Origin of the sequence: Paraburkholderia tropica, from assembly GCF_014171495.1 — a bacterium.
Lineage (GTDB): Bacteria > Pseudomonadota > Gammaproteobacteria > Burkholderiales > Burkholderiaceae > Paraburkholderia > Paraburkholderia tropica.
On record NZ_CP049137.1, the window covers coordinates 256,081 to 277,234 of the forward strand.

Genomic DNA, 21,154 nt, shown 5'->3' on the forward strand with positions numbered 1-21,154 from the left:
CACGCCTTCAAGACCGCGCACAATACGCCGTGCGACTCACATCATCTCGGGAACGCGTACATCGGAACCGTCGCTAAATCGCCCCAAGCGAAATGGCGAGATATCGAACTGCGGCCGCTCGCCCATCACCATTTGACTCACGAGCATGCCCGCCCCCGGTCCCAATGCAAAGCCGTGGCCGCTGAACCCGGAGGCAATCGTGAGGCCGGGCTTCGCATCGACCGGCGAGATAACAGGAACCAGGTCTGGCGTGGTATCGATCGCGCCAGCCCACGCGTGCGCGATCCGCAGCCCCGCGAGTTCTGGAAAGACACTCGCCACGTTGCGCAAAGCGCGCTCGAGCCACTCGGTATCGGGCCGTGGATCGAGCACGCGATGCCGCTCGAAGGGCGTAACGTCACGGTCGCCCCAACTGGCGCGCGCTTCCGGACCGTCGAAGAAACTCGACCCGACGCGGATCTTCAGTTTCTTCTTCAATTTGCTGCGGAACATGGTGCGAAACTGGATCGAATGCCGCAGGTTTTGCGGCGCCAGTTCTACGCGGCCATATCCAGGAACCGCGATGGTATAGCCACCGTCGAGCCGACGCCGCAGCGCGAAATTCGGCCCCGAGAAACAACCGTCGATCACACCCGGCGCCTCGGCGGTACGCAACGCCGTGCCGATCACGTTGATGGCCGGAAGCGCGATGCCCTGCCGCTGACAAAACAGCGCACTCCATGCGCCACCCGCAAGCACGACGTTATCGACAGCGATACGGCCTCGCTCCGTCCAGACACCCGAAACGCGACCCGAGCTTTCATCGAGTGCGCGGACCGCGCAATTCTGATAAATCCTGGCGCCCAGCTTTTGCGCGCCTCTGGCAATCGCAGGCGCGGCTTTCGACGGTTCGGCGCGACCATCGGACGGCGACCACAAACCTCCCGCCCATTTCCCCTTGCCGGATGGAATGCGCGAAGCCAGTTCACGCGCAGACAGAATGTCGCTGCTGAACCCTAAGGCCCTCGCCCCCGCCAGCCACTTCTCCCACTGCGCAACATCCGCCTGGCTCTCCGTGCTGTACAAAATGCCGGACTTGCGAAAGCCGATATCGTCGCCCAACTCCTCGTTCAATTCGCCCCAACGCCGCAGGCTTTGCATGGCAAGCGGCAATTCATGGAGATCGCGATTCTGCTGACGTACCCAACCCCAGTTGCGCCCCGACTGTTCGCCCGCGATCACGCCTTTTTCCAGCAAGACGACCGATACGCCGCGCCGCGCGAGTTCATAGGCCGTGCTGACGCCGACGATGCCGCCCCCTATCACCGCCACATCGCAGCGATCGGGAAAGCCTTCGCTATTTATGACTTCATCGATCTTAAGCATGTCTCTCGTCTGTTCAATGAAACCGTCATGTCGACGCTACTGAGTGGCCTCAACAGCAGGGCCTGCAGTGGCATCGATACTCAAGCGATCATGTGCCACTTCTTCAGCAGCGCGTCGAGTGTGCCGTCGGCCTTCATCTTCGTGAGCGCGTCGTTGATCTTTGCGAGCAGTGCGTCGTTGCCTTTCTTCACCGCGACTGCAATGTCGAATTTCTTCATCGGCACATAGGCGTCGTCGACGCGCGTGCCAGCCATTGAACCCATCGCTTCCTGCGCCTTGAGCAGCGGGTAATCGTTGAAACCGGCAACAATGCGGCCAAGCGCGACATCGCGCGTCATGTCGGCGGGACTGTCGTACATCTTCACTTCCTTGAAGATGCCGAGTTTGGTCAACTGGTCGCCATAGTCGGTCGCGGTCAGCGCGCCGATCGACATGCCCTTGAAGTCCTGCGCCGAACGATAGTTGGTCTTGTCCGACGCCTTCACGATAACGCCTTCGCCGAATGCGGTGACCGGCTGCGAAAACGATACGACTTCGGCCCGTTTCTCGGTCGGCGTCATGCCGGCAACGATCAGGTCGATCTTGCCCGACACCACCGAAGGAATCAGGGCCGAAAACGGCACCGCCTGATAATCGACATCGAAGCCTTCGCGCTTCGCGATCTCACGCACGACGTCGGGCATCAAGCCCTCGATCTGTTGCGTCTTGATGTCGAGGAACGTAGTCGGGGCGCTCGAGGGCGGCGAGCCGGCCCGCAGCGTGGCGGCGTCGGCCTGTGCAACATGCCCCCACACCGACAGCGACAGCGTGACGCCCGAGACAACGGCAAAGCGCTTCAAAGCGGCACCGAACGTAGCGCGAGACAGGTTGAATGCGATGTACGACATGGCGTCCTTTCCTTTAGGGGTTTCTGGAACAACAATCGGCCAGGTACGGGAGTCGTTTCAGCCACCCGTGCGGCGATGTCTGCACGCCGCGATCGCCGCGCAGTATCGACCCGTCGACAAATGAAAATTAGCTCACTGGATTTCAGTATAGTGAACACAGAATCTTTGACCAGTGATCAAAAATAAATTTGCGGGGTCGCGATGAACTGCCCGATTCGATGCGGCGACAGAGCGCGAAAAGAAGAGAAGGCGGTTGTCGCCCGGGGTGGCTCACCATCCCCATCATTATATTGAATCGACGGATCGATCCATTCCCGATGGACGTTCGGTCAGCCGGTGTGAAGTTTCGTGAGAAGAACGTCCTATCCTCCGCCCGAGTCGTGTGGAAGATTGCACGTTCCACCCGAGTTCACGTCGCAACGCCCGTCGCCGCCTATGCTCAGTTCAGCCCGCACCGGTACTCTCCACTACCGCCCTTTCATGATGGGCGACGTCGAAGCGGCAGCCCGGCTTTCAGCCGCTGTCGGCTGGGCGCACCGGCAAGAGGATTGGCGTTTCGCCGCTGCGGCCGGGAATGGCTACGTCGCGTGTTCAGAAGACGCGATCATCGGCACGGCCTTCTGCTGGACATTCGGCGACGATCGCGCCACGCTCGGCATGCTGATCGTCGCTCCGGAACGGCAAGGCTGCGGCATCGGGCGGCGTCTGCTGGAGCATGTCGCGAACGTAGCAGGGAACCGCATGACGTTTCTCTACGCCACCGCAGCAGGTAAGCCCCTGTATGAAAGCGTCGGCTTCCGGGCTTGTGGCACGCTGACTCAGTACCGCGGGATTCCCGCGCATATTCCGGAGAAACACGCACTTGAACAGGAGACCCTGCGGGAGCTCGCGGATGAGGACATGCCTGCGGTCATTCAGATGGCGTCGCGTGCTTGCGGACTGGACCGGCGTGACATATTGCTGTCGCTGCGAGCCCTGGCACGCGGCGTGGTGATCGAGCGCGAGGGGGAAATTGTCGGGTTTTCGCTGATCAGACCGTTTGGATTGGGCTATGCGATCGGTCCGGTGATCGCCGCTCCGTCGCATGACGATGCGCGGGCGAAGCGGCTGATCGGTCATTGGCTGGCGCAGCATGCAGGCGACGTTGTGCGGGTCGACGCACCGGAAACAGCGAACCTGGGTCCGTGGCTTCGCCATCTGGGTCTGACGCCCGCAAGCCATGTGGTGCGAATGGTCCGCAACATCGCCGAGAATGTTCAGTTCGGCGAACTCGACAATAACTGGCGCTATTACGCGGTGATCAACCAGGCGCTGGGATAACAGCCCAAACGACGCAGACCGCGTCAACGTCCACGCGTTCCGCGTGAAGACGAACCAGCGCCCGTGCGAGCACCTTGTTCGTCGGCCCCCAAAGATCGGTTCATGGGGCCGCCGACGCTGCCGTAGCGCTACACGCGGTGAACCGCGCGGGCCCGCTGCTCGGCAAGCGGGTTCTCGTCACGGGATCGGGTCCGATTGGCGCGTTGATCGTCGCGGCCGCGCGACGCGCCGGCGCTGCGGAAATCGTCGTCACGGACATGAACTCGCTCCCGCTGGAATGCGCGAGCCGCGTGGGCGCCGACGCCACCGTGAATATCGCGCAGACGCCGGACGCGCTCGATCGCTATGCAATCGGCAAAGGCTGGTTCGATGTGCTGTTCGAGGCCAGCGGGAATGCTGCGGCGCTATGCGGCGCATTCAACGTGCTCAAGCCGCGCGCCATCATCGTTCAGGTTGGTCTCGGCGGTGAGATGACCTTGCCGATCAACGTAATCGTCGCCAAGGAGTTCGATCTGCGTGGCGCATTTCGCTTCCACGAAGAATTCGCCACCGCCGTCGAATTGCTGAACAAACGCCTTATCGACGTCAGGCCGCTGATTTCGGACATCTTTCCGTATCAGGAATCGCTCAGCGCCTTCCAGACCGCAGGCAATCGCTCGACCTCGATGAAGGTCGTCATGACATTCGACTGATCGCTTGACCCGTGCGTTTCCCTCGTTCATCGCGCGATGGGGAACGCACCTCCGACTCCTCCAGCCGTGCCCTCCCTGCCCGCAACAGTCCTCGCAGAAACGTGCTCATAAAAAACGCCGGCATCGTTCAATGCCGGCGGTCAGATCGTCGGAAGAGACGGCTTTAATTGTTGCTGCGGCCTTCGAGCGCGTCGACAGACTCACGGCTCCAGCGTCCCTCGCGCATCGCGCGCATCGTTTCCGCTTCGGCCTTCACGACGGCCCTCGCCTTCTCGATCACGGACTCCGCGTCGGCCTGGGGAATGGCAAGCAAGCCATCCTGATCGCCGACCACGATGTCGCCCGGATGCACCACCATGCCGTCGACGCACACCGGCACGTTGATCTCGCCCGGGCCATCCTTGTAGGGACCACGATGCGTTACACCCCGCGCATAAAGCGGGAAATCACGCTCGCGGATTTCGGCGACATCGCGGATCGCACCGTCGACCACGAGTCCGGCCAGGCCCGCTGACGCCGCGTAGAACGACAGGATGCCCCCCACCACGGCGTTGTTCAGATCGCCACCGGCGTCGACCACGAGCACATCGCCCGGACGGCAAAAATCGAGCGCTCGCAGATACGCCAGATTGTCGCCGCCGCGCGAGCGCACCGTCACCGCGGTGCCCGCCATGGTCAGCTTGCCCGGCCGATGATACGGCCGGAGCCCTGAGGTTCCCGTGTTGCGATGCATACTGTCGCTCAGTGTCGAAACCGGAAGTTCACGCAAAGCCGCAATAGTTGCAGGCGTCGCCTGTGGCGCCGAGGGAATCTTGTTGATTGCCTTGTACATAGTAGAGATCCAACCCCATGTGTTGAAGCAGCGGGAAGCACGCATACGGGACGCGTGCGAGCTGATTCACACGTTATAGGCGAGGCCGCGATAACACCAAGATTGATTCGTTCTCCCGCGATAACAAAGACTTATTGATCGACATCCCCGTGTCAGCGCTTCAGCGCGCCGCGTCGAGCGCGAAGCGACCTCTCCCCCGCCAGACTCGCCTCACCCCTGCCCGTCCGGATCGAGCACGAAGCAATACCCTTCGCCGCGCACCGTCCGTATCCAGCGCGGCCGCGTGGGGTCGGCCTCCAGCAGCGTGCGAAGCCGCGCCACGGCAACCGTCATGCTGCTGTCGCGAATGCAGCCGCGCGTGAGCGTGACGAGGCGGCTGCGCGAAAGCGTTTCCATCGGCCGCTGCGCGAACACCGCGAGCAGCGCGAACTGGCTGTCCGTCATGCTTTGCGGCTCGCCGTCGCGCAGCAAGGTACGCGACGCGAACACGAGCCGGAACGGGCCAAAGCAGCAATCGCGCAAGCCGCGCACATCGTTCCAGGTCACGGCCGATTCCGGCACCGCGATCTGCGCGCGAGCGGACGTGCGGCGCAACACGGCGCGAATGCGCGCCAGCAGTTCGGACGGCACGAAGGGTTTGGCGAGGTAATCGTCGGCGCCGAGTTCGAGACCGATCACGCGATCGATCGCATCGGCGAGCGACGAGAACAGGATGACCGGCGTGGCGTCGCCGTGTCCGCGCAACGCCTTGAGCGACGCAAAGCCGTCGATATCCGGAAAGCTGCGCTCCATCAGCACGAGATCGGGCGACGCGGCGCGCACGTCGTGCGGCAACTGCGTCGGCGTCGACAACAGCGACACCTCGAAACCTGCCTCGACGAGAAAATGCGAGAGCAGTTCACACAGCGCGCGGTCAGGATCGACCACGAGAATACGGGCGGACACGGGCTTCATGTCGGCGCGCATCTTCGCCTTCGCCTTCGCACCGACCTCGCTTGTCATACCGCCATACACGTCAAGCACCTCATCGACCTTGCGCCGTTTGCACCGTTTGCGGGTCGTCTGACGCTTGCGGCGCTTGCGCCGTCTCCGTCCCTGCCAGGCGCGACGCGTCCCAGCCGCCGCCCAGCGCTTCGATCAAACTGGCGCTCGCGATCAACCGGTTCGAACGCACCTGCAACGCGGTCTGCTCGTTGGAGAGCGCCGTCGCCTGCGCGGTCACGACCGTCGTGTACGTCACGGTGCCCGCCTCGTATTCGTCGAGCGAGATCTGCACCGACTGGCGCGCGAGCTTCACGGCTTCGTCCTGCGCGACCGCCTGCTCGCCGAGCACACGCAGATTCGACAGTTCGTCCTCGACGTCGTGGAACGCCGTGAGCACCGTCTGCCGATAGTTCGCGACGCTCTGGTCGTACGACGCGCGCGCCGCGTCGACGGCCGCCGAGCGCGCGCCGCCGTCGATCAGCGTTTCGCTGCCGCTCGCCGCGATCGACCAGAGCGTGTTGGCCGCGCTCAGCAGCGGCAGCACGCCCGAATACCCCGCCGCGCCCGAGAGCGAAATGGTCGGATAGTATGCGGCCACGGCCACGCCGATCAGCGCGTTTTCCTGCGCCATCGTGCGCTCGGCCTCGGCGATATCGGGGCGGCGTTCGAGCAGTTCGGACGGCACCACGAGCGGCAGGTCCGGCACCTCGCTCGCGAGTTCGGCGGGCGCGATCGTCAGGCCCGAAGGCGGACGGCCGATCAGCAGCGCGATGGCATGCTCGTACTGGTCGCGCAACGCTTCGGCGGCGATGGCCGACGCGCGCGCGGTCGCGAGCGTGGTCTGCGCCGTCACCACGTCCGAGCGCGCGGCCACGCCCGCTTCGTACTGATTGCGCGTGATATCGAGGCTGCGCTCGTAGGCCTTCACGGTGTCGTTCAGCAAACGCGTGAGCGAGTCCTGATACCGCATCGAAAAGTAATCCGACACCAGCGATTCCTGCGCGGACAGCGTCAGATCCGCCAGTTCCGCCGCGCTCGCCTGCGCGCTCGCCTTGTCGCTTTCCACCTGGCGGCGCACCTTGCCCCAGAGATCCAGATCCCACGACGCGCTGGCTTCCAGCGAGCCGGTCGTCGCCGTCGTGTTGCTGCTGCGCGAACGCGTGACGCCCGGCGCGAGCGCGACGGTCGGCGCGAGATTCGCACGCGCCTCGCGCACGACCGCGAGCGCCTGGCGATACGCGGCCTCGTAGGCCTTCAGGTTCTGGTTGCTGATCGCCACTTGCGGCACGAGCGAGTCGAGCACGGGATCGTGATAGACGCTCCACCAGTCGCCGCGCGCGGCGGCGTCGGCGGGCGTCGCGCTCTTCCAGCCCTTAGGCGCTTCCTTGAACGCGACGGGCGTGACGACGTCGGGACGTCGATAGTCGGGGCCGACCGTGCAGCTTTGCAGCGCGAGCAGCGCCGCGCCGACGGCGAGGGTCGTGCAGAGAGAATTGCGGATACGGAAAGGTGCGAGCTTCATGCGGATGTGTCCGTCATCGCGCCACCGGACGAACCGGGACGCACGCGCCGCCAGAGGGCGCGCGCGCGATGGCGCAGGCGATCGAGATAGAGGTAGACGACGGGCGTCGTGTAGAGCGTCAGCAACTGGCTGACGATCAGCCCGCCGATGATGGCGATGCCGAGCGGTCGGCGCAGTTCCGCGCCCATGCCCTGATCGAGCACGAGCGGCACCGCGCCGAACAGCGCCGCGCAGGTCGTCATCATGATCGGGCGAAAGCGCATCACGCAGGCGGCGCGAATGGCGTCGGCGGGCGCGAGGTTCTGCGTGCGCTGCGCGTCGAGCGCGAAATCGACCATCATGATGGCGTTCTTCTTGACGATGCCGATCAGCAGAAACACGCCGATCAGCGCGATCACCGAGAACTCCGTGTTGGTCGCGAGCAGCGCGAGCACGGCGCCCACGCCCGCCGAGGGCAGCGTCGACAGAATCGTGAGTGGATGCACATAGCTCTCGTAGAGCATGCCGAGCACCGCATACACGGCCAGCAGCGCCGCGCCGATCAGCAAGGGCATGGCCGAGGCCGCCGCGAGCGCGCTGCCCGCCGTGCCCGCGAACGCGCCGTGCACGGTGTTCGGCATGTTCAGATCCTTGACGGCCTGATCGACGGCGGCGGTCGCGTCGGCGAGTTGATGACCGGGCGCGAGGTTGAACGAGATCGTCACGGCCACGGCCTGGCCCTGGTGATTCACCGAGACCGGCGTGTGCGCCTGCACAAGCTTCGAGAACGCGGAGAGCGGCACCATCGTGCTGCTCGACGTGCTCACGGCCGCGCCCGTCGAAACGCTGCCGCCGCTGCTGGTCGCGATCGAATTGGTCGAGGCGTTGGTGGCCGAACTGGACGACGTAGTGCTGCTCGACGAACTGCTCGAACTCGTGCTCGATGACGACGACGTCGAAGCGCTCGTCACCGTGCCGGAGACCGCGTTCGTCGTCGACGTGCCGCTTGCCGCCGCGCCCGAGGTGCTCACATAGATATCGTTCAGCGACGACGGGTCCTGCAACCACTTCGGCGCGATCTCCATCACCACGTGATACTGGTTCTGCGCCTTGTAGATGGTCGACACCTCGCGCTCGCCGAACGCGTCGTACAGCGTGGCGTCGACCGTGTCGGGCGTGAGACCGAAGCGCATCGCCGTCGCGCGATCGACCACGACCTTCGCGGAAAGACCGCCGTTCTGCTGATCGGAGCTGACGTCGGCGAGCGCGGGAACATGCTTGAGCGCCTCGGTCAGACGCGTGGCCCATTGCTGCACCTGCGCGGTGTCGTCGCCTTGCAGCGTGTACTGAAACTGCGCGAAGCTCTGCCGCCCGCCCACCATCAGATCCTGGCGCGGGAACATCATCAGTTGCGCGCCGGGAATCGACGCGAGCTTGCTGCGCAGCCGCGCCATCACCGTAAACGCCGACACCTTGCGCTCGTCGAGCGGCTTGAGCGTGATGCTCGTAAAGGCCTGATTGGTGCCGTGACCGCCCGTAAATCCCACCACGGTCTGCACCGCCGGATCAGCCTTGACGATCGCGAGCGCCTGCTTGACCTTCACGCTCATCGCCTGAAACGAAATGCTCTGGTCGGCCATCATGCCGCCGCCCATCATGCCGCTGTCCTGCTGCGGAAACAGGCTTTTCGGCACCACGGCGTAGAGCACGACGTTCAGCGCAATCGTGGCGATCAAGGTGCAGAGCACCAGCAGCGGATGACGCAGCGCCGCGCCGAGCGTGCGCTCATAAACGCGTTCCGCCGCGTCGAAGCTGCGGCCCAGCGCGTCGCTCACGCGTGCAAAGAAACGCGTGAAACGATTGTCGCGCCGCGGCTGCGCCGCTTCGTCCTCGGCGCTGCGCAACAGCAGCGCACACAGCGTGGGCGTGGTCGTGAGCGCGAGGATCATCGACACCGCAATCGCGATCGACAGCACGATCGCGAACTCGCGGAAAAGCCGCCCGACGAGTCCGCCCATCAACAGGATCGGCAGGAACACGGCGATCAGCGACACGCTCATCGAGATCACCGTGAAGCTCACTTCCTTCGCGCCCGCGAAGGCGGCTTCGAGACGCGACGCGCCGCGTTCGCGATGGCGCGCGATATTTTCCAGCACCACGATGGCATCGTCGACGACGAAGCCGGTCGCGATGGTCAGCGCCATCAGCGAAAGATTGTCGAGGCTGTAGCCGAACAGTTTCATCGCGCCGAACGTGCCGAGGATCGACACCGGCACGGTCACGGCGGGAATCAGCGTCGCGCGCACGTTGCGCAGGAACGCGAGCACCACGAGCACGACCAGCACCACGGCGATCACGAGCGTGCGTTCGGTATGCGAAAGCGACGCGCGTATCGTGCTGCTGCGGTCGTCGGAAACCGTGACTTCGGTGCCCGGCGGCAGCGCGGCCTGCAATTGCGGCAACACGGCTTTCACGCGGTCGACCACGTCGACGATATTGCCGCCCGGCTGCTTGAAGATCCACAGCATCACGGCGGGCTTGCCGTTCACATAACCGGCGTTGCGCAGGCTCTCGACCGAGTCGTTCACCTCGGCCACGTCGCGCAGGAACACGGGCCGGCTATTGCGCCACGCGACCACCAGATTGCGGTATTCGTCGGCGCGTTCGGCCTGGTCGTTGGCGTAGAGCTGCCAGCGCAGCGCGCCGTCGCTGACCATGCCCTTCGCGCTGTCCGCGTTCGCGGCGGAAAGCGCGGCGCGCACGTCTTCGAGGCCGATGCCGTATTTGAACAGCGCGCCCGCGTTCAGCTCGACGCGCACGGCCGGCAGCGAACTGCCGTTCAGGTCGACGTTGCCGATGCCGTCGATCTGCATGAGCCGCTGTTGCAGCACGGTCGCGGCGCTGTCGTAGAGCTGGCCCGGCGTGAGCGTCTTCGAGGTGAGCGAGACGATCAGGATCGGCGCGTCGGCGGGATTGAACTTGCGATAGGTGGGATTCGACTTGAGCGCGCTCGGCAGATCGGCGCGCGCGGCGTTGATCGCCGCCTGCACGTCGCGCGCCGCGCCGTTGATATCGCGGTCCAGACCGAATTGCAGGATCACGTCGGTCGAGCCGACGCTGCTCTGCGAGGTCATTTCGGTGACGTCGGCGATCTGACCGAGGTGGCGTTCGAGCGGCGCGGCCACGGTGGCCGCCATCGTCTCGGGACTCGCACCCGACATCTGCGCCTGCACGCGGATGGTCGGAAAGTCCACGGCGGGCAGCGGCGCGACGGGCAGACGGCCGAACGCCAGCGCGCCGGCCGCGGCAATCGCGATCGTCACCAGAATGGTTGCGACCGGCCGCCGGATAAACACGGCGCTCAGATTCATGACGCGCCTCGCTGTGCGCCGTTGAGCGTCCAGCCGCGCGCGCGCAGCCACGCCGCCATGCGCTCCATCGCGAGATACACGGCCGGCGTCGTGAACAGCGTGAGCGCCTGACTGAACACCAGCCCGCCGATCATCGCGATGCCGAGCGGATGGCGCAATTCGGAGCCGCTGCCGGTGCCGAGCGCGAGCGGCACGGCGGCGATCAGCGCGGCCATCGTCGTCATGAGAATCGGGCGCAGACGCAGCAGACACGCGCGATGAATCGCCTCGCGCGGCGTGAGGCCTTCGTCGCGTTCGGCCACGAGTGCGAAGTCGATCATCATGATCGCGTTCTTCTTGACGATGCCGATCAGCAGCACGATGCCGATCACGCCGATGATGTCGAGATCCGCACCCGTGAGCGCCATCGCCAGCAGCGCGCCGACGCCCGCCGAAGGCAGCGTCGAGAGAATCGTGAGCGGATGCACGAAGCTCTCGTAGAGCACGCCGAGCACCACGTACATCACCAGCACCGCCGCGAGCACGAGATACAGCTCGCTCGACAGCGACGACTGGAACGCATCCGTCGCGCCCTGGAAACGCGTTTCGAAACTGTCCGGCATCGCAAGCGCCGCTTCCGCGCGCTTGACGGCCTTGACCGCCGCGCCGAGCGACGCGCCCTTCGCGAGATTGAACGAAATGGTCGTGGCCGGGAACTGGCCGAGGTGCGAAATCTGGATCGGCTTTTTGCTCGTGACGATGCGCGCGACAGCCGAGAGCGGCACCTGACCATCGGTCGCCGTCGACGACGGCAGATAGACCGAATCGAACGCATTGAGGCCGCGCGCAAGCTTCGGATCGATCTCCATGATCACGCGCTTCTGGTCCGACTGCGTGAAGATCGTGCTGACGATGCGCTGGCCGAAGTTATCGTAGAGCGCGTTGTCGATGGTCGCGAGCGTGATGCCGAAGCGCGCGGCGGTCGCGCGATCGACCTGCACCGTGGCGGCGAGACCCGCGTCCTGCAGATCGCTCGTCACGTCGGCGAGTTCGGGCTGCTTGCGCAGTTCGGCCACCAGCTTCGGCGTCCACGTGCTCAGTTCGTCCATCGACGGGTTGTCGAGCATGAACTGATACTGCGTCGCGCTCACCTGCGTATCCACGCTCAGATCCTGCACGGGCTGCATATGCAGCGCGATGCCCGTCACGTCGGCGGTTTCGTTCTGCAGGCGGCGGATGATCTCGCTCGCCGAGGCGCTGCGTTCGTCCTTCGGCTTCAGGTTGATCTGCATGCGGCCCATGTTGAGCGTCATGTTGCTGCCGTCCACGCCCACCGACGACGACAGGCTCACCACGTCCGGATCTTTCAGCACGACGTCGGCGAGCTGCGTTTGCAGCGCGCTCATGCGCTCGAACGAGATCGATTGCGAGGCTTCGGTGATGCCCTGGATCACGCCCGTATCCTGCGTCGGGAAGAAGCCCTTCGGGATCAGCACGTACAGTGCGGCCGTGAGCGCGAAGGTGCCCACCGCGACCGCGAGCGTGGCCTTTTCGTGATCGAGCGCGAACGTCAGCGCGCGGTCGTAGCGCGCCATGATCGGACCGAACCAGTCGCGGCCTTTGCGTGCTTTCGACGCTGCATGCGTGCCGTGCGTGCCATGAGGCGCGGCGCGCAACAGCCGCGCGCACAGCATCGGCACCAGCGTGAGCGAGACAAGCGCCGAGATCACGATGGCCACCGCGAGCGTCACCGCGAACTCGTAGAACAGACGCCCGATCACGTCGCCCATGAACAGCAGCGGAATCAGCACCGCGAGCAGCGAGACCGTGAGCGAAATGATCGTGAAGCCGATTTCGCGCGAGCCCTTCAGCGCGGCATCGAGCGGCTCCATGCCCGCTTCCACGTGGCGGCTGATGTTCTCGATCACGACGATCGCGTCGTCGACCACGAAGCCGGTGGCGATCGTCAGCGCCATCAGCGAAAGATTGTCGAGACTGAAGCCCCACAGATACATCGCCGCGAACGTGCCGACCAGCGAGAGCGGCACCGAAAGGCTCGGAATCAGCGTCGCGGGCACGTTGCGCAGGAACACGAAGATCACCATCACGACCAGCGCGACGGCGAGCGCGAGTTCGAACTGCACGTCCTTCACCGAGGCGCGAATCGTGGTCGTGCGGTCCGTGAGCAGCGCCACATGCACCGACGACGGCAGATCGCGCGTGAGCGCAGGCAACATCGCCTTGATCGAATCGGCGACCTTGATCACGTTCGCGCCGGGCTGGCGCTGCACGTTCAGCAAGATCGCGGGCGTGTCGTTGCTCCACGCGGCGAGCTGCGTGTTTTCCGCGCCCGCCACCACGTCGGCGACATCGCGCAGACGCACGGGACGACCGCTGCGATACGCAATCACGGTATCCAGATACTGCTCGGGATCTTCGATCTGGTCGTTCGAGTCGATCGTCCACGCGCGATGCGGGCCGTCGAGCGAGCCCTTCGGCGCATTCGTGTTGACGTTCGTGAGCGTGGTGCGCAAGTCGTCGACGTTCAGGCCGTAAGCCGCCAGCGCGCGAATGTTCGGGCGCACGCGCACGGCGGGCTTGTGGCCGCCCGAGAGCGTGACGAGGCCCACGCCCGCCATCTGCGAAATCTTCTGCGCGATGCGCGTGTTCGTGAGCGCCTGCACCTCGGTGAGCGGCATCGTCGGCGAGGTGATCGCGAGCGTGAGGATCGGCGCGTCGGCGGGATTGACCTTCGCGTAGACGGGCGGCGCGGGGAGATCGCTCGGCAGCAGGCTGTCGGCCGCGTTGATGGCGGCCTGCACTTCCTGCTCGGCGACGTCCATCGACACCGCGAGATCGAATTGCAGCGTGATGACCGAGGCGCCCGCCGACGAATGCGAGGCCATCTGCTTGAGGCCCGCCATTTCGCCGAGTTGATCTTCGAGCGGCGCGGTGACGGCGGACGTCATCACGTCCGGGCTCGCGCCCGGATAGAAGGTCTGCACCTGGATCGTCGTGTATTCGACCGAGGGCAGTGCGGAGAGCGGCAGAAAGCGCCAGGCGACGAGGCCGACGACGAGCAGCGCCGCCATCAGCAAGGTCGTCGCGACCGGCCGCAGAATGAAGAGGCGCGACGGATTCATGACTGCGGGCGGGCCTTTGCGCCGGCGCTGTCGTTGCCTGCGTTATTGCCCGCGTCGTTGCCCGCGCTTTTACCTGCGTCGTTGCCCGCGTCCTTCGTGACGTTTCTGGCGCCCTGCTTCGGCTCGCGGATCTTCGCGCCGTCGCTCAGATGATCGGCGCCGTCGACGACGAGGCGATCGCCCGCCGCCAGCCCCGCGAGCACGGCGGTGCGGCCGTTGGCCGACGCGCCCACGCGCACCTTGCGCAGCGACACGGTCTGATTGTCGTTGACGCGATAGACGAAGGTGCCCGGCGTGCCGGTCTGCACGGCCTCGGACGGAATCGTCACCGCGCCGTGCAGCGTGTCGAGCAGCAGCGAGATATTGACGAACTGGTTCGGGAACAGCGCGCCGTTGGCGTTCTTGAACAGCGCGCGCAGCTTCACGGTGCCGGTCGTGGTGTCGATCTGGTTGTCGACGGTGTCGAGCACGCCGTCCGCGATCTTCTCCTCGCCTGAGCGGTCGTAGGCCGTCACCTGCAGACGCGCGCCGCTCGCGAGGCGCTTGTTGAGGCGGCCCAGATCGTCCTCGGGCAGCGTGAACACGACCGAAATCGGATCGGTCTCGGTCACGACGACCACGCCGTCCGTGTCCGACGCCGTCACGTAGTTGCCGACGTCGACCTGACGCAGCCCCACGCGTCCGTCGACCGGCGACACGATGCGGCAATAGGTGAGGTTGAGCTTTTCGGCGTCGACCTGCGCCTGATCGGTCAGCACCGTGCCTTCGTACTCGCGCACGGTGGCCTCGGCGGTGTCGAGCGTCTGCTGCGAAACCGAGTCGGTTTTCGCGAGGCGCTGGTAGCGCGCGAGATCGAGGCGAGCGTTGTCGAGCAGCGCCTTGTCCTTCACGACCTGCCCCTGATATTGCTTGAGCAGCACTTCGTACTGGCGCGGATCGACCTGCGCGAGCACGTCGCCCTTCTTCACGTGCTGGCCTTCGCGGAAATCAATCGACTGGAGATAGCCGCTGATCTGCGATTTGACGGTGACGGTCGCGAGCGACGTCACGGTGCCGAGCGAGCTCAGGCGCACGGGCACGTCGCCCGTCGCGGCGGTGGCGACGCCGACCGACTGCGCCATGCCGCCCATCGGACCACCGGGGCCACCCGGGCCGCCGGGTGCGCCCGGCAAGCCCGGCAGGCCGCCCGCGCCAGGCGCGTGGGGACGCAGCGCGAACAGCGCGGCCGCGGCGACGCCGAGCAGCAGCAGCGCCCACGGCCAGACGCGGCGACGCCGCTGCGAGCGTGTTTCGTGCGGCTCGCGCACGGGGGTTTCATCGGGTGCTCGGGGGGGCTCTACGCGCTTGTCCATGCCGTTCGCAATACGTGAATGAAGCCGCGAACGATACGGCATGACGCTCATATCTTGTTGATTTTTAATGGAATCAACACAATGTAGCCAGATTGACACACGATATGCAGCCCGATCGTCAGCGAATTATCGGACAATGAAAGCGAACTCCACACGCCTCTCCGCTGCCGCCCTCCCTTGAACAACGTTCCCATTCTCATCGTCGAAGACGACCCCGACATCAGTGCGCCGCTGGCTCAATTCCTGAGCGGCAAAGGCTATCGCACGCGGGTGGCCGGGAGCGCCGAACAGGGTCTCGCGATGCTCGCGCAGGAGAGCGTCGAGCTGGTGTTGCTCGACGTGATGTTGCCGGGCATGGACGGGCTGGAGCTGTGCCGCCGTCTGCGCGCCTCGGGCGGGCCGCGCATCATCATGCTGACCGCGCTCGTCGAGACCACCGACAAGGTGATCGGCCTCGAACTCGGCGCCGACGACTACGTCTCCAAGCCCTTCGATCTGCGCGAACTGCTCGCGCGCATCCGTTCCGCCTTGCGGCGTCCGCCGAGCGGCGCGGAGCCCGCCCAGACCAGCCAGAGCGCCGCGCCCGGCGACGCCGCGCGCGACCCCGGCGCCGAGCTCGTGGCCGCGTTCGCGGGGCACACGTTCTATCCGTACCGGCGTTTCGTGCGCTCGCCCACGGGCCTGCGCATTCCGCTCACGGGCGCGGAAACCGACCTGCTGCTGGTGTTCTGCCGCCACGCGCGCCAGGTGCTCTCGCGCGAACAGCTGATCGCCCTCACGCGCGGCAAGGATTTCCCGATCGCCGCGCGCTCGATCGATCTGCTCGTCAGCCGCCTGCGCCGCAAGCTCAGCGGCGACGATCCGCTCGACGAAACCATACGCACCGTGCGCGCGGACGGCTATGCCTTCCAGCGCGACGTCGTTTTCGAGTGATGCACGCGTGATGCGCCGCTTCTTTTCCACCACGCTCGGCCAGATTCTCGCGATCATCGTGTGCTCGTCGAGCGTCACGTTCGCGCTCTTCACGCTGCTGCTGCTCAACCCGAGCGGCCCGCCCAAACCGCCGTGGCCGTGGCAGCCGACCTTCCGCATCGCGAACTTCGCGCGCGTGCTCGCGCGCTTGCCCGTCGATGCGCGCGCACACACGGCGGCCGTCATGCAGACGCCCGACTACGTGCTCGGCATGACGACCACGCCCGCGCGCTGCACCGTCAACACGCTCGACAACGGCGAGCTGTATCACACGCTGCGCGACGAACTGCGCGACATCGGCGCGACGGTCAGCGTGCATTCCTGCGACAAGACCGATCCCGGCGGCACGATCCAGGTGCTCGTCAAACTGCCTGGCGACGACGCGCAACTCGAAGTCCGCACGCAGCACATCGGCCCCGAGCCGCCGCGCCTGCGCTTCCCGTTCTATGGCGCGATTCTGTTCATGTGCGTCGGCGTGCTCGGCATGTCGGTGTGGGCCGTGTCGCTGGTGGTGCGTCCGCTGCGCCGTCTCGCCGACAAGGCCGACGCGTTCGGCCGCGACATCGCGCTCGCGCCGATCGAGGAAGAAGGACCGCTCGAAATCCGCCGCGCCGCGCATGCGTTCAACCTGATGCAGGAGCGCATCACGCAGTCGCTGCACAACCGCACGCGCATGCTCGCGGCCGTGAGCCACGATCTGCGTACGCCGCTCACGCGCATGCGTCTACAGATCGACACCAACGAAAGCCCGTCCATGCGCGACAAAGTGCGCAAGGACATCGACCTGATGCAGACGATGGTGTCCTCGGCGCTGTCGTATCTGAATACGGGCAACGACAACGAAAACAAGGAATGGCTCGATCTGAGCGCGTTGATTGCGACCGTGTGCGACGAGTACGAGGAAGCGGGCGCGGCGATCCGCTATGACGGCCCGCGCCAGATCCGCTACTTCTGCCGCCCCGACGGCATGCAGCGCGTGATGGCGAATCTGATCGACAACGCCTTGCGATTCGGCGAGACCGTGGTGGTCGTGGCCTCGGTGCGCGACGACACGATTCTCATCGACGTCAGCGACGACGGTCCGGGCATTCCCGAAACGCGACTGCGCGACGTGCTCGAACCGTTCGTGCGTCTCGATCCGTCGCGCGGCAGCCAGCCGGGCAGCGTCGGGCTCGGACTCGCGATCGTGCGCGACATCGTGCGCGCGCATGACGGCCATCTCACACTCTTCAATCGCCGCCCTTCGGGTCTGACCGCGCGCGTCCAACTCAGGCATGCCGTCGAATTTTGAGTGTCGGGTGCAGCCGCGTTCGCGCGCCGGCGCGACGACCGCTGTCGATCCCCTGTTCTCAACCCTGCATTGACGAGCCAGCGAAGTGGATACGAAACTCGTTCATCTGGTGTTGCATCCCGCCAGCCATGAAGCGGCGCTCGCGTTTCTCTACGATGCGCGGCGCGCGGCGCGAACGATCCGGCTGGACGGCGGAACGGGATTGACGCCCGCGCCTCAAAGCCCGCCCCGTGACGGCGAAGCGCCGTCGACCGCGCTGCAATTCGCGCTGCCGGCGAGTCAGGCGGTATGGCCGGTGCTCGGCGCGGGGCTGTGCGGCTGGCTTCACGGACATGCGAGCCGCAAGGTCAGTCTGCGGGACGGCGAAGCCGAAGGTTTCGCTCATGCACCGAACGACGTCGAGGCATTGCTTAGGCATCTTGACGATCTGGGATCATTCGCCTTGCGTCACGAGTGATGGATCACGTTGCGGGTTGAACACGCTCAGCCTGCTGCACCGATGCCGCGTCCGCGGCCGCGCGCAGCGCCAGCAAATAGCTCTGCGAGCCGAATCCGCCAATCTGGCCCGTCACGATTTCCGCGAACACGGATCGATGCCTGAACGCCTCGCGCGCGTGAATGTTCGACATGTGCAGTTCGACCACGGGACAGGTCAGGATCGCGAGCGCGTCGCGAATGCCGTAGCTGTAATGCGTCCACGCTCCTGCATTGATCAGCACCGCATCGACACTGTCTTCGAAAGCGCGATGAATGCGCTCGCACATCGCGCCTTCGCTATTGGTCTGGAACGACTCCACGCGCACCTCCAGTTCGCGCGCGAGCGCCTGCAATTGCGCGTCGATCTGTTCGAGCGTGATGGTTCCGTATTGGCGCGGATCGCGCTTGCCGAACATGTTGTGATTAATGCCGTGCAACATCAGAATCGTCGTCACTTCGTCTCCTTGTTCGCGCTCAATCGAGCGGCACCGTCAGCCGGTCGATGACCGCCTGCGTCTCCGGGCGCACGCCGCGCCACCATGCAAATGCTTCGGCGGCCTGCTCCACCAGCATACCCACACCATCGGCCACACCCGCCACGCCCGCATTGCGCGCGAGCCGCAGAAACGGCGTCAGTCGCTTGCCATAAGCCAGCTCATAAGCCGTGCCACGCGGACTGAAAACGCCCGGCGGCACCGGCGGCAGATCGCCGGTCAGGCTCGCGGAAGTCGCGTTGATCACCAGATCGAAACGCCCCCTGCGTTCGAGTTCGCCGTAGGCGCAGGCGCTGATCCGGCCGTGTGCGGCCAGTTGCGCCGCCAACGCCCGCGCCTTCTCGACATGACGATTCGCGATCACCAGTTCAACGGGCCGCGCGCCCAGAAACGGCAGCAACGCACCGCGCGCCGCGCCGCCCGCGCCGAGCAGCAACACCCGCTTCCCGGCGAGCGGCGTGCGCAGATTCACCTCGATATCGCGCAGCAAACCGATCCCATCGAAGTTCTCCGCGATAATCCTGCCGTCTTCGAACTTGAATGCGTTCGCGGCGCCCGCGAGCGTCGCGCGTTCGCTGCGCGCGTCGGCCATTTCGAATGCGGCGAGCTTGAACGGCGCGGTGATATTCAACCCTTTGCCACCCGCCGCGTTGAATTCGCGCACCGTCGCTGCAAACGCGCCTGCCGGTTCGCGCGGCGCTTCGATCGCGGTGTAGTGCATCGCCTGCTGCGTCGCTTCGGCAAACAGGCCGTGAATCAGCGGCGATTTCGTATGGCCGACCGGATGGCCAATGACTGCATATGCATCCTTCATTGCGGCCTCACTGTTCGAACAGCACGCCATCGGTTTGCATCGCATCGATCTCGGCGGGCGTGAAGCCGAGCGATTGCGCTATTTCCGCGTTGTGCTGACCCAGATCGGGCGCGACTTCGCGGATCGTCGTATCGCACGCGGAAAAACGAAACGGCAGATTGGGCAGACGCAGCGTGCCGTAACGCGGATGCTCCTGTTCGACGATCATGCCGCGCGCCTGAATCTGCGGATCGGCGATCACTTCGTCGATGCGTTGCACCTTCGCGCAAGGCACATCGATGCCATCGAGCAGAGCGAGAATCTGCGCCACCGTGCGCGCCGCCACCCACGGTTCGACCACGGCGAGAATATCGAGCCGATGCGTGTTGCGCCCCACACTGTCGTGAAAGCGCGCGTCGGCGCCAAAGCCGCGCGGGCCGCCGCTCGCTTCGATCAGCGCGGCGAAACGCTTCCACGCGTCGTCCACCTGGGCCGCGATCACGAGATCGCCGTCGGTCGCGCGAAACACGCCGTAAAGCGTCGAGCCCGGCATATCGTGGCCGGTCTGTTCGGGCAGCACGTCCGCGAGCGTGTAGCACTGAACCGCGTACTCGTGCATCGACACCAGCGTGTCGTAGAGCGCCATGTCGATATGCTGGCCGCGACCGCTCTTTACGCGGCCGAGCAGCGCCGCATTGATCGCCGCCACCGCATGAATGCCCGTGTACATGTCGCCGAGCGAGATGCGCAGCAAGGGCGGGCGCTCGCCCGGCGTGCCGACCATCTGCATGATGCCGCTCTTCGCTTCGGCGATCAGACCGAAACCGGCGCGATGCGCGTCCGGTCCCGTGTGTCCATAAGCCGAAATCGAGCAGTAAACAAGGCCTGGATTGCGCGTCGACAGCGCCTCATAGCCGAGCCCGAGCTTGTCGAGCGCGCCGGGACGATAGTTCTCCACGAACACGTCCGCCGAATCGCAGAGACGCTCCATGAAGGCCTTGCCGCGCGGGTCTTTCATATTGACGCTGACGCCGCGCTTGCCCATGTTGAGCTGCAGAAAATAGCCGCTGCTGCGCGCGTCGAGCACGGTCGCATGCTGACGTCCGGCGTCGCCGCCGCCGGGGCGCTCGACCTTGATCACTTCCGCGCCGAGCGCCGCGAGGCAGCGCCCCACATACGGACCCGCGAGAAAGTGGCTGTAATCGACAACGCGAATTCCTTCGAGTGGACGCGCCTGTTTCATCGCGCACCTCGGGGACGGCGCGGCACCATCAGGCGATGCTCGCCGCGCTGCACGACGTCGCCGTGCTGGTTAATCAGTTCCGAAGGCAGCACGACGATGCCCCAATCGGGACGGCTTCGGCTAGGCCGCATCGAGCCGACGCGAAACTTCACGTGCAGCACGTCGTTCACCTTGATCGGCAAAACGAAGTCCCAGCTCCAGCCCAGCGACATGCCCGGCAGAAAACGATAATCGCTCTGCGTTTTCAGGCCGTCGGCGATCGACAGACCGAACAGCCCATGCGCGACGAGACAACCGAAATGGCTGGCGTTCGCGTAGTCTTCATCGACATGCACCGGCGTGTGATCGCCCGTGAGATCGGCGTAGGCGAGAATGCGCTCTTTTGTGACGACGTAAGTCGGGCTCACGCATTCGTCGCCTTCGCGCGCGTCGTCCCAGGTTTTTTCGATGATGCTCAT

17 protein-coding genes are annotated in these 21,154 nt (G+C 65.2%); 5 read left to right on the plus strand and 12 right to left on the minus strand.

Features of this window, described 5'->3' with window-relative positions:
• Positions 1–36: 36 nt before the first annotated feature.
• Both G5S35_RS31780 and G5S35_RS31785 read right to left on the minus strand, forming a co-directional pair.
• On the minus strand, positions 37–1,365 hold the full coding sequence (locus tag G5S35_RS31780) for an NAD(P)/FAD-dependent oxidoreductase (RefSeq protein ID WP_176080286.1): 1,329 nt from the start codon (positions 1,363–1,365) through the stop codon (positions 37–39).
• 80 nt (positions 1,366–1,445) lie between these two features.
• Positions 1,446–2,252 carry a substrate-binding periplasmic protein gene (locus G5S35_RS31785; RefSeq protein ID WP_080180464.1) on the minus strand — a complete coding sequence of 269 codons (807 nt, stop codon included), beginning with the start codon at positions 2,250–2,252 and terminating at the stop codon, positions 1,446–1,448.
• Positions 2,253–2,732: 480 nt separating this feature from the next.
• Between G5S35_RS31785 and G5S35_RS31790 the strand changes: the two genes are divergently transcribed.
• Together G5S35_RS31790 and G5S35_RS31795 are read left to right on the plus strand one after the other, a co-directional pair.
• Positions 2,733–3,572 (plus strand): GNAT family N-acetyltransferase, encoded by an 840-nt coding sequence (locus G5S35_RS31790; RefSeq protein WP_237181916.1) that lies wholly within the window; start codon positions 2,733–2,735, stop codon positions 3,570–3,572.
• 137 nt (positions 3,573–3,709) lie between these two features.
• Positions 3,710–4,264, plus strand: coding sequence for a zinc-binding dehydrogenase (locus G5S35_RS31795; protein WP_231957492.1), 555 nt, complete (start codon positions 3,710–3,712; stop codon positions 4,262–4,264).
• A 163-nt stretch (positions 4,265–4,427) separates the two neighbouring features.
• Here G5S35_RS31795 and G5S35_RS31800 read toward each other — a convergent pair whose 3' ends face one another.
• From G5S35_RS31800 to G5S35_RS31825, 6 genes are all read right to left on the minus strand, one after another.
• Entirely contained in the window at positions 4,428–5,096 is a 669-nt protein-coding gene (locus G5S35_RS31800) for an RraA family protein (RefSeq protein WP_110326301.1), read from the minus strand.
• A 210-nt stretch (positions 5,097–5,306) separates the two neighbouring features.
• On the minus strand, positions 5,307–6,098 hold the full coding sequence (locus G5S35_RS31805) for a response regulator (RefSeq protein ID WP_237181917.1): 792 nt from the start codon (positions 6,096–6,098) through the stop codon (positions 5,307–5,309).
• 22 nt (positions 6,099–6,120) lie between these two features.
• On the minus strand, positions 6,121–7,602 hold the full coding sequence (locus tag G5S35_RS31810; protein ID WP_183040462.1) for an efflux transporter outer membrane subunit: 1,482 nt from the start codon (positions 7,600–7,602) through the stop codon (positions 6,121–6,123).
• Positions 7,599–10,952, minus strand: a complete 3,354-nt coding sequence (locus G5S35_RS31815; protein ID WP_176080291.1) for an efflux RND transporter permease subunit — start codon at positions 10,950–10,952, stop codon at positions 7,599–7,601. Before G5S35_RS31815 ends, G5S35_RS31810 begins: the two co-directional genes overlap by 4 nt.
• A complete protein-coding gene (locus tag G5S35_RS31820; protein WP_183040463.1) occupies positions 10,949–14,074 on the minus strand; it encodes a multidrug efflux RND transporter permease subunit in 3,126 nt (1,041 codons plus the stop codon). Before G5S35_RS31820 ends, G5S35_RS31815 begins: the two co-directional genes overlap by 4 nt.
• The gene (locus tag G5S35_RS31825) at positions 14,071–15,381 is read right to left on the minus strand and encodes an MdtA/MuxA family multidrug efflux RND transporter periplasmic adaptor subunit (RefSeq protein ID WP_202035052.1); all 1,311 of its coding nucleotides are present in this window, start codon (positions 15,379–15,381) and stop codon (positions 14,071–14,073) included. The genes G5S35_RS31820 and G5S35_RS31825 overlap by 4 nt, the downstream gene beginning before the upstream one ends.
• A 222-nt stretch (positions 15,382–15,603) precedes the next feature.
• Between G5S35_RS31825 and G5S35_RS31830 the strand changes: the two genes are divergently transcribed.
• The 3 genes from G5S35_RS31830 to G5S35_RS31840 all read left to right on the plus strand — a co-directional run bounded on the left by G5S35_RS31830 (position 15,604) and on the right by G5S35_RS31840 (position 18,146).
• On the plus strand, positions 15,604–16,359 hold the full coding sequence (locus G5S35_RS31830; protein WP_074985059.1) for a response regulator transcription factor: 756 nt from the start codon (positions 15,604–15,606) through the stop codon (positions 16,357–16,359).
• A complete protein-coding gene (locus G5S35_RS31835) occupies positions 16,328–17,689 on the plus strand; it encodes an ATP-binding protein (protein WP_231957490.1) in 1,362 nt (453 codons plus the stop codon). The genes G5S35_RS31830 and G5S35_RS31835 overlap by 32 nt, the downstream gene beginning before the upstream one ends.
• 85 nt (positions 17,690–17,774) lie before the next feature.
• Positions 17,775–18,146 carry a hypothetical protein gene (locus G5S35_RS31840; RefSeq protein WP_110326307.1) on the plus strand — a complete coding sequence of 124 codons (372 nt, stop codon included), beginning with the start codon at positions 17,775–17,777 and terminating at the stop codon, positions 18,144–18,146.
• Between the two features lie 4 nt (positions 18,147–18,150).
• On the opposite strand, the gene aroQ is transcribed toward G5S35_RS31840, so the two are convergent.
• The 4 genes from aroQ to G5S35_RS31860 are packed head-to-tail and all read right to left on the minus strand — an operon-like array spanning position 18,151 to position 21,154.
• A complete protein-coding gene (gene aroQ / locus G5S35_RS31845) occupies positions 18,151–18,621 on the minus strand; it encodes a type II 3-dehydroquinate dehydratase (protein ID WP_110326309.1) in 471 nt (156 codons plus the stop codon).
• Positions 18,622–18,640: 19 nt separating this feature from the next.
• Positions 18,641–19,474: a shikimate dehydrogenase gene (gene aroE / locus G5S35_RS31850; protein WP_183040465.1), complete on the minus strand. Its 834-nt coding sequence runs from the start codon at positions 19,472–19,474 to the stop codon at positions 18,641–18,643.
• A 7-nt stretch (positions 19,475–19,481) separates the two neighbouring features.
• A complete protein-coding gene (locus tag G5S35_RS31855) occupies positions 19,482–20,696 on the minus strand; it encodes a CaiB/BaiF CoA transferase family protein (RefSeq protein WP_183040466.1) in 1,215 nt (404 codons plus the stop codon).
• Complete coding sequence (locus tag G5S35_RS31860) at positions 20,693–21,154, minus strand: MaoC family dehydratase (RefSeq protein ID WP_074985065.1); 462 nt, start codon at positions 21,152–21,154, stop codon at positions 20,693–20,695. Before G5S35_RS31860 ends, G5S35_RS31855 begins: the two co-directional genes overlap by 4 nt.

Excerpts from the sequence above, each read along its gene's own strand:
- G5S35_RS31780 (WP_176080286.1), bottom strand. The coding sequence starts at position 1,365 with ATGCTTAAGATCGATGAAGTCATAAATAGCGAAGGCTTTCCCGATCGC.
- G5S35_RS31810 (WP_183040462.1), bottom strand. The coding sequence starts at position 7,602 with ATGAAGCTCGCACCTTTCCGTATCCGCAATTCTCTCTGCACGACCCTC.
- G5S35_RS31820 (WP_183040463.1), bottom strand. The coding sequence starts at position 14,074 with ATGAATCCGTCGCGCCTCTTCATTCTGCGGCCGGTCGCGACGACCTTG.
- G5S35_RS31860 (WP_074985065.1), bottom strand. The coding sequence starts at position 21,154 with ATGAGCATCATCGAAAAAACCTGGGACGACGCGCGCGAAGGCGACGAA.
- aroE (WP_183040465.1), bottom strand. The coding sequence starts at position 19,474 with ATGAAGGATGCATATGCAGTCATTGGCCATCCGGTCGGCCATACGAAA.
- G5S35_RS31800 (WP_110326301.1), bottom strand. The coding sequence starts at position 5,096 with ATGTACAAGGCAATCAACAAGATTCCCTCGGCGCCACAGGCGACGCCT.
- G5S35_RS31805 (WP_237181917.1), bottom strand. The coding sequence starts at position 6,098 with ATGACAAGCGAGGTCGGTGCGAAGGCGAAGGCGAAGATGCGCGCCGAC.
- G5S35_RS31855 (WP_183040466.1), bottom strand. The coding sequence starts at position 20,696 with ATGAAACAGGCGCGTCCACTCGAAGGAATTCGCGTTGTCGATTACAGC.
- G5S35_RS31790 (WP_237181916.1), top strand. The coding sequence starts at position 2,733 with ATGATGGGCGACGTCGAAGCGGCAGCCCGGCTTTCAGCCGCTGTCGGC.
- G5S35_RS31785 (WP_080180464.1), bottom strand. The coding sequence starts at position 2,252 with ATGTCGTACATCGCATTCAACCTGTCTCGCGCTACGTTCGGTGCCGCT.
- G5S35_RS31815 (WP_176080291.1), bottom strand. The coding sequence starts at position 10,952 with ATGAATCTGAGCGCCGTGTTTATCCGGCGGCCGGTCGCAACCATTCTG.
- G5S35_RS31835 (WP_231957490.1), top strand. The coding sequence starts at position 16,328 with ATGCCTTCCAGCGCGACGTCGTTTTCGAGTGATGCACGCGTGATGCGC.